Source organism: Mesorhizobium sp. WSM4841 (assembly GCF_055811515.1).
In genome coordinates, this window is sequence record NZ_JBVVQC010000069.1 from 1 (window position 1) to 7,671 (window position 7,671).

9 protein-coding genes and 1 tRNA gene are annotated in these 7,671 nt (G+C 64.9%); 2 read left to right on the forward strand and 8 right to left on the reverse strand.

Going from position 1 to position 7,671, the window contains the following annotated elements; all coding sequences use genetic code 11:
- Nucleotides 1-232: 232 nt before the first annotated feature.
- From AC0L14_RS34475 to AC0L14_RS34510, 8 genes are all read right to left on the reverse strand, one after another.
- On the reverse strand, nucleotides 233-1,204 hold the full coding sequence (locus AC0L14_RS34475; protein WP_473485842.1) for an ABC transporter permease: 972 nt from the start codon (nucleotides 1,202-1,204) through the stop codon (nucleotides 233-235).
- Nucleotides 1,201-2,739, reverse strand: a complete 1,539-nt coding sequence (locus tag AC0L14_RS34480; RefSeq protein ID WP_473485841.1) for a sugar ABC transporter ATP-binding protein — start codon at nucleotides 2,737-2,739, stop codon at nucleotides 1,201-1,203. The genes AC0L14_RS34475 and AC0L14_RS34480 overlap by 4 nt, the downstream gene beginning before the upstream one ends.
- A 287-nt stretch (nucleotides 2,740-3,026) precedes the next feature.
- Nucleotides 3,027-4,061, reverse strand: a complete 1,035-nt coding sequence (locus AC0L14_RS34485; RefSeq protein ID WP_473485840.1) for an ABC transporter substrate-binding protein — start codon at nucleotides 4,059-4,061, stop codon at nucleotides 3,027-3,029.
- Between the two features lie 45 nt (nucleotides 4,062-4,106).
- Nucleotides 4,107-5,021: a sugar phosphate isomerase/epimerase family protein gene (locus AC0L14_RS34490; protein ID WP_473752202.1), complete on the reverse strand. Its 915-nt coding sequence runs from the start codon at nucleotides 5,019-5,021 to the stop codon at nucleotides 4,107-4,109.
- Nucleotides 5,022-5,187: 166 nt separating this feature from the next.
- Complete coding sequence (locus AC0L14_RS34495; protein WP_473485838.1) at nucleotides 5,188-5,370, reverse strand: hypothetical protein; 183 nt, start codon at nucleotides 5,368-5,370, stop codon at nucleotides 5,188-5,190.
- Nucleotides 5,367-6,149 (reverse strand): SDR family oxidoreductase, encoded by a 783-nt coding sequence (locus tag AC0L14_RS34500; RefSeq protein WP_473485837.1) that lies wholly within the window; start codon nucleotides 6,147-6,149, stop codon nucleotides 5,367-5,369. Before AC0L14_RS34500 ends, AC0L14_RS34495 begins: the two co-directional genes overlap by 4 nt.
- Before the next feature lie 21 nt (nucleotides 6,150-6,170).
- Complete coding sequence (locus AC0L14_RS34505) at nucleotides 6,171-6,551, reverse strand: hypothetical protein (protein ID WP_473638488.1); 381 nt, start codon at nucleotides 6,549-6,551, stop codon at nucleotides 6,171-6,173.
- A 131-nt stretch (nucleotides 6,552-6,682) separates the two neighbouring features.
- Nucleotides 6,683-6,758, reverse strand: a tRNA-Ala gene (locus AC0L14_RS34510).
- A 159-nt stretch (nucleotides 6,759-6,917) separates the two neighbouring features.
- Between AC0L14_RS34510 and AC0L14_RS34515 the strand changes: the two genes are divergently transcribed.
- Together AC0L14_RS34515 and AC0L14_RS34520 are read left to right on the forward strand one after the other, a co-directional pair.
- Nucleotides 6,918-7,205, forward strand: a complete 288-nt coding sequence (locus AC0L14_RS34515) for a YggT family protein (RefSeq protein WP_473485835.1) — start codon at nucleotides 6,918-6,920, stop codon at nucleotides 7,203-7,205.
- Nucleotides 7,206-7,215: 10 nt separating this feature from the next.
- Nucleotides 7,216-7,530 carry a DUF167 family protein gene (locus AC0L14_RS34520; protein WP_473485834.1) on the forward strand — a complete coding sequence of 105 codons (315 nt, stop codon included), beginning with the start codon at nucleotides 7,216-7,218 and terminating at the stop codon, nucleotides 7,528-7,530.
- The last annotated feature ends 141 nt before the right edge of the window (nucleotides 7,531-7,671 follow it).

Sequence of the window (7,671 nt, forward strand, 5' to 3'; positions counted from 1 at the left end):
CCCGGGCGAGCGCATAGGCCCCAGGCCCCCCGCCCCCGGATGCCCACCCGATTTGCCACGGGCAATTCGGGGCAATCCGACCTCTCCCCGAGGGGAGAGGAGGTCGCCAGCGTCGACGCCAGCCTCTTCTCCCCAACGGGGAGAAGAGGGACGCGAAGCGGCCGGATGAGGGGGTCTCTCATACGCGATTGCTTTGCCTTAAAGGGAGAGATCGTCAGCATCACCTCGCCTCTCATGATGGCCGGCTCCGCATGGTGATGAAGGCGCCGAACATGACAACGGCGACCATGATCGCGCCCTCGATGATTGCGGTGACGTTGGGATCGATGGCCAGCAGCGTCAGGTCGGTGCGCACCAGCCGCAGCACGAAGACCGCGACGATCGGGCCGAGCAACCCGCCCTTGCCGCCGCCAAGTGCGACGCCGCCGAGCACGACCGCCGCCACGCTGGCAAGAAGATAGGGGCCGGGAATGGGGGCGCCGATGCCTGTGCTCATGGTCAGCGCCAGCCCGCCCATGGCAGCGAAAAGCCCCGACAGGGCGTAGGCGATGATCTTGGTGCGCGCGACAGGCACGCCGCTGCGAAACGCCGCGAGCTCGCTGCTGCCGATGGCGTAGATCGACAGGCCGAGTTTTGAGCGCTTGAGCGGTATCCAGATGATGCAGAGGCAGACGACCAAAAGCACCAGCGCCTTCGGTATCCAGGCGGAGATCCCGGGCAACCCCGGGATCGCGACCGTCCCGACGATGGTCGCCCTCAGCCATTCGGCGACCGCGCCGCCGGGCGCACTGAGGACCAGCAGCGCCGCGCCCTGCAGAACGAAGAGGGTGGCCAGCGTGACGACGATGTCGGGCACGCGGGTGACGACGATCAGCATGCCGTTGACGGCGCCCAGCACCAGTCCCATGGCCAGCACGAACGGCACGACGAAAAGCGCGTATTCCTCGCTGGCGCCGTCCATCATCGAGGCGGCGGTGACGCTGGTCAGCGCCATCATGGCGCCGACGGAAAGATCGATGCCGCCGGCGATGACGACAATCGTCTGGGCGGCCACGGCAAAGGCGTAGGGCAGCACGGCGCGCACCAGCGAGCCGAAATCGCCGCTGCCATAGCCCGGCTGGATGAGCCTGGTGATCACGAAGAGGACCACGAAGAGGACAAGCAGGCCTGCGACCCAGCCCTGACGGCGGACGAGGCGGGTCAAGGTTTCGCCACCGGGCTCGAGTGGATATCGGCGAGAATGCCGACATCCTCCTTGGCGCCGCGCGGCAAGCCATAGGCGGCGCGCATCAGCGCCGGCTCGTCGGCGAGTTCGACGGGGAAGACATCGACGACGCGCCCTCCAAAGATGACGATGACGCGATCGCAGACACGCTGTACCTCCTCGAGCTCGGATGTATAGAACAGCACGGACTTGCCCTGGTCGGCGAGTTCGCGCAGCAGCTTGTAGATCTCCTGCTTGGTGCCGACATCGATGCCGCGTGTCGGGTCGAAGCAGAGGATGGTCTGTGCTTCGGCGGCGATCCAGCGGGCGATCGTCACCTTCTGCTGATTGCCGCCGGACAGGCGCTGCACCTCGCGCTGGGCGCGCGTGTCGATCTGCAGACGCTCGATCGCACTGACGACGCTGGAGCGTTCCTGCGCCATGTTGATCGGCCCCCAGTTGCGCAACGCGGCGCTGAACGGGAGCGCGATGTTTTCGCGCACGGAGCGCTGCATGGTCAAAGCTTCGGTGCGGTCGCCGGGCACATAGGCAATGCCGGCGCGGATCGCATCGGCCGGATGCACGAATCTCATCGGCTTCCCGTCCACCTCGATCGTGCCGCCGGACGGGCGGATGGAGCCGGCGAGGGCGGCGAAGAGCTCGTCCTGGCCTTGTCCCTCAAGCGCGACGACGCCCGCAACCTCGCCGTTGGCCAGGTCGAACGAGACGTCGTTGAGCTTGGTGCCGACACGAAGGTTCGCCACGCCGAGGCGCGGACGGCTATCCCTAGGCGAAGCGGCCTGGCCCGCCTGGCGCGCCGCCACTTGCGTCTTTTCGACCTTGGCGCCGAGCATCATCTCGACGATGCGCTCCTCGACGCCTGGTTCGATGTCGACGACGCCGACGGTCTCGCCGTCGCGAAGCACGGTGGCACGGTCGCAAAGTGCCGATATCTCGACAAAACGGTGGGAAATGAAGATCACCGAACGGCCGCTGTCGCCCTGGCGGCGAACGACCTCGAGCACCTTTTCGGCAAGGTTTGCCGGCAGTGCCGCGGTCATTTCGTCGAGCAGCAGAACGTCGGGCTCGACCGCCAGCGCCCGCGCCAGATCGAGCACGCGCAGCACGGCAAGCGGGATGTCGCGCGCGGTGTCGCGGATGTCGAGGTCGGGAATGCCGAGTTCGCGCACCCAGGCGCGGAACGGCTCGACCGGCGTGTCGGTCAGGCGAAGATTGGAGGCGACGTCGAGATCGGGGATGAGCGATGGTTCCTGGTAAACCGGAAGCAGGCCGGCGCGGCGCGCATCGGCGGGCGAGCGCACGTCGCGGGCTTCGCCGCGGATCAGGATATGCCCGGCATCGGCGCGGATGGCGCCGGTCAGGATTTTTACCAGCGTCGATTTGCCGGCGCCATTGGCGCCCATCAGGGCGTGAACCTCGCCCGGCACAACCGACAGCGACGCGTTGCGCAGCGCCACCACGGCGCCGTAAGTCTTCACGACGCCGGTGGCGTCCAGGAGGGGGTTGGTGGTCAAAATCGCGTTGCTCTCGATTTATGTGGCTTCAAATCATTTCACGCTGGCGCCGCCCCTCACCTGCCTGCCGGCATCCTCTCCCCGTTTAGAGACGGGGAGAGGGGCGCTGTCATCGCCGGTTTCGCCAATCATCACCGTCGCAGGAAGAGCGCCGGAGTTGCGGCCGGCCCCCTTCTCCCCGTCACTCTACGGGGAGAAGTGCCCGGCAGGGCGATGAGGGGCGGCGCCAACCTCGACAATTGGCCGTCTCCGCACAAGTTGGAAACGGTCATGGTCTGAAGCGATCTTTACTCGCCCGGGCCCTTGCAGGCGATGATCTGGTCCTTGGTGTAGGTGGTCCACTCCGGGATGGAGATCGAGACCGGCCATTCCGGGCTCAGCGACGGATCGGCCGCGCCCTTCAGCTTGGCCTTGCCCTCTTCGGTGGCGTTCTCCCAGAGCTGCGGTTCGACCAGCACGGTCTGCTCCGCCGGCTTCTTGCCGTTCAGGATCTGCAGAGCCAGCGTCACGCCGGCGCCGCCGATCGAACCGGGATTGGTCACCGCCGCGCCGACAAGGCCTTCGACCGAGTTCAGCTGGCCGACGAAGCCGGCATTGTCGGCGCCGACCACCGGCACCAGCGGCGTCTGCGACTCGACCAGCGCGTCGACGATCACATTGTCGATGCCCGAGGTCCAGATGCCGTTGAACGGCGATCCGGTGGCGATGAAATCGAGGATCTGCTGCTTGCCCTGGTCCTGCTGCCAGCCGGTGAAAACCTCGTGCACGACCTTCACGTCGGGGAATTCGGCAAGCGCCTTCTTGAAACCCTTGTCGCGGTCGCTGTCGGCCGAGGCGCCGGCCGCGCCGCGCATGTAGACGACGTCGCCCTTGCCGCCGATCTGCTGGAACAGCCATTTGGCGCCGAGATAGGCGTACTGCTCCTGGTTGTTGGAGATGATGTAGGCCGAGGGCTCGGTGACCGCCTGGTCGACGGCGACGACGACGATGCCGGCCTTGGTGGCTTCCTCGAGGGCTGACTTGATGCCGGCGGGATCGGCCGGGTTGACGACGATGGCGTTGACCTTGGCGCTGATCAGGTTGCGGATGTCCTCGAGCTGGCCGGCGGCGTCGGTGTTGCGATGGGCAATGTTGAGCTTGGTCACCTCGCCGGAGGCGAGCGCCTGCGCCTTGATGGCGCAGATCATCTCCTCGCGCCAGCCGTTGCCCTGCACCGTGTTGGAGACGCCGATCGTGTATTTGGCTTCAGCGGACGAGACGCCCACCGAAGCCAGAAATGCCGCGCCGGCAAGCAGCGGGACCATTGCCAGATATTTTTTCATTTCAGTCTTCCTCCACATTGATCTCAGTTCAGTTCGAAAAGGGGCTCATTTCACGAAGGGGCGCAGCACGTCGCGGGCCAGCAGAAAGCCGCGCTTGACCTTTTCATCGCTCCCCTCAAACCCCCGGTCCTCGTGCTCGATGATGATGGGCCCGTCGTAGCCGGCCCGGTAGAGGCCGGAGAAGATCACATTCCAGTCGACATCGCCAAGCCCCGGCATGCGCGGCACCTGCCAGCCCATGCCGGCCGAGAGAATACCGCGCTCGTAAAGTCCATCATGATCGATCATCAGGTCCTTGGCATGAACATGCAGCATGTACGGGCCGAATTCCCTGATGAAGCGGGCCTGGTCGATCATCTGCCAGACCAGATGCGACGGGTCGAAATTCATGCCGACGTCGCCGCCCCACGCCTCGAGAATGCGGCGCCAGATATGGGGCGAATAGGCGATGTTGTGGCCGCCCGGCCATTCGTCATAGCTGAAGATCATCGGGCAGTTCTCAAAGGCCAGCTTGACGCCGTTGTCGCGCGCATGGGCGATGATAGCGGGCCAGACCTTGAGTGCCTCTTGCCAGTTGGCGTCGATGGTTTTTGAAGCGTCGCCGCCGCAGAAGGTGTTGACCACCGGCACGCCCATATGGCTCGCCAGCACGATCACCTTCTTCAAATCATCGATGACGGCCTTGCGGCGGGCGGCATCGGGATGCAGCGGATTGGGATAAAAGCCGAGGCCGGAGATCGACAGGTTCTCTTCCGCCAGTGCGGCGGCGATTTCCTTCGCCTGCGTGGCCGAGGTCGAGGCGGCGTCGATATGGCTGGTGCCGGCATAGCGCCGGGCAGCGCCTGAGGATTTCGGCCAGCAGGCGATCTCCAGCGCCTCGAAGCCGGCAGAACTTGCCCAGTCGGCGACCTCGCCGAGCGAGGTGTCGGCAAACGGTGCGGTGAGCAGTCCGAGCTTCATATTGCCCTCCCCTGGTCGTGATCCACGACCGATCTACTATGCCGATTGTGCGGGCCGCTTCAACCGTGTGGCCGCCGGCAATGCGCAAACCTGTCCGACGAACGCCATCGGATCGTCGCAGAGCAAGCCGTCGTGACTGGCCGTGACAGCCGTGCGGAAATCATCGTTAGCGGCGATCCAGTCCGCCATTCCCGCGCCACCCGGCAAAGCAGCGGTGGAAGGCGCCGACGCCGATATGGGCGATGCCCGGGGCCAGCGCTGTCCGGTCGTAGGACGGCTTTTGGACGGAAGGAGGAAGCCGGCTAAGCAGTGCCGGGCCCAGCGGTTCGGGCGATGCGGAAGCCGTCACCGGTTCGCCCCGACGACCCATTGCTCCTGGTCGATCAGCGCGCCGGTCATCGGCCCGGAGGCGTCGGCGAGCAGGAAGACAGTGAGGTTGGCCACCTCGTCGGCTGCCAGCAGGCGCCCGAAAGGCTGCGACGCGTTGGCGGCGTCGATCCAGCCCGGGCCATGCCCCAGCGTCTCGGCTTGCATGATGCGTTCGGCCGGCGTGTCGGTCCAGCCGACATTGATGCCGTTAACGCGGATGCGGTCGAATCGGTGCGCATTGGCGGCATTGCGGGTGAGTGTGGCTAACGCGCCCTTGGTGGCCGAATAGACGGCGAGTTCCGGCGAGCCGCAATGCGCGTTGATCGACAGGATGTTGACGATGGCGCCGCCTTGACCTTGCTTGCGCATCTGCGTGATGGCTGCCTGCATCAGGAAGAACGGCGCCCGCGCATTGACGGCGAACAGCGCCGCCCAATCGTCGAGGTCGGCATCGAGAAACGAGGCGCGGTTGGTCAGGCCGGCGGCGTTGACCAGCGCGTCGATACGGCCGAAACGACTGACGCATTCGTCCACCAGCCGCGCCGGCGCCGTGGTATCCGCCAGATCGGCGGCGACGAACGCGGTTGGCGTGCCGGCCTGGGAGAGCGACGTCGCCACTTCGTTGCCGCGCACGGGCTCGCGGCCGGTGACCAGCAGACCGCCGGCACCAGAACGCGCGAGCGTCTCGGCGATCGCCCGGCCAATGCCTTGCGTCGCACCGGTGACCAGCACCACCTTGTTGTCTAGCCGAAGTTCCATTCCTCCTCCCGGAACAACGTTTCATTTTTTCAGATATGGAAGCCAGCAGATCAACCATGCGCTCGAAGCGATGTCGAGGCCATTGTCGATGCGGCCGAGCGAGGCCTGCGAGGCGCCGACCATGCCATTGAGAAAATGCAGATTGGCGTTGGGCCGCTGCAAAGATGCGGCTGATTGGGCATCTGACAACAGCATGACTCCCCCAGGCGGGGCGCCAGCCCACTCCGGCAACGACCTGATTTTGCTGTTGTGGAGCGATTTCGGTCGAGCTAAATGTGGGTTGGGCTTAGGGGTTTTGAAGTGACGGACATCATCGTAGACGTGTTTGCTGGCGCGTGGGCGGCCGGTGGATTTGCCGTGATCTGGTACGTTAGGACGAGACCATCTATCGCTGAAGATCACGAGGACCGCGATCTGCGAGAATGGCTTGATGGGCAGGTTTAAGCCCCAAGCTCAAAGCGGCCTTCCGCCAGAGCGCCTTCGGGGTGCGCCGGTACAGCTATCTTCTTGATTTTACTGGGGTAAATTTCCGCTGGTGGAGCTGAGGAGGATCGAACTCCTGACCTCGTCATTGCGAACGACGCGCTCTCCCAGCTGAGCTACAGCCCCGTCCAGCGGATGGCCGCATTTATCGGGCGCGGCGGTTTCCTGTCAAGACTGCGTTTTGCCCAAAAGCCGCGCGGCCAGCCACCGGCCTGGCGTGGCCGCGGAAGCTCTTGCCGCTTTCGCCCGTAATGGCTACATGTCGGCAACCAATCGGAGACCGGCATGATAGCCCTCATTCAGACCATTGTCCTGGCGCTTGACATTTATTGGTGGATCATCATCGCTTCGGCGATTTTCTCATGGCTCTACGCCTTCAACGTCGTCAACTCGCGCAACCAGTTCGTCGATAGCGTCAGCAACATGCTGTTCCGGCTGACCGAGCCGGCGCTGCGGCCGATCCGCCGCTTCCTGCCCGATCTCGGCGGCATCGATATTTCGCCGATCATCCTGCTTCTGATCCTGTTCTTCCTCAGGCAGTTCCTGCTCACCACGGTGTTGCCGCTGGTCTGACCAAGCGTTTATGAGCACCTCGTTTCGCTTGCGTAATGACGGTGTCGACCTGTTCGTCCGGCTGACGCCGAAAGCGGCGATGGACAGGCTCGAAGGCATCGAGACCTCGGGAGACGGGCGAAGCCACCTGAAGGCGCGCGTCCGCGCCGTGCCGGAAAACGGCGCCGCCAACCAAGCGCTCGTACGGCTGGTCGCCAAGGCGCTGGGAGTGTCGCGATCGGCCGTCTCGGTCGTCGCCGGCGGCACGGCCCGGCTGAAGACGCTGCGCATCCTCGGCGATCCGGCTGCGCTGGCGAAAGCCATCGAGGCGCTTAGCAGCGCTTGAACCGTCTCAGTCCTGCCCTCTTTGCCAATACTTGGCATCTCCCCCACAAGGGCAGGGCTATCGCAGGTGGAAAGCCGAGGCTTTCGCTCTACGATGTACCCCCACCCCTAACCCCTCCCCACAAGGGGGAGGGGTTAGGGG

Coding starts and splice junctions, on each gene's coding strand:
- AC0L14_RS34485 (WP_473485840.1), bottom strand. CDS start 4,061: ATGAAAAAATATCTGGCAATGGTCCCGCTGCTTGCCGGCGCGGCATTT.
- AC0L14_RS34490 (WP_473752202.1), bottom strand. CDS start 5,021: ATGAAGCTCGGACTGCTCACCGCACCGTTTGCCGACACCTCGCTCGGC.
- AC0L14_RS34500 (WP_473485837.1), bottom strand. CDS start 6,149: ATGGAACTTCGGCTAGACAACAAGGTGGTGCTGGTCACCGGTGCGACG.
- AC0L14_RS34515 (WP_473485835.1), top strand. CDS start 6,918: ATGATAGCCCTCATTCAGACCATTGTCCTGGCGCTTGACATTTATTGG.
- AC0L14_RS34520 (WP_473485834.1), top strand. CDS start 7,216: ATGAGCACCTCGTTTCGCTTGCGTAATGACGGTGTCGACCTGTTCGTC.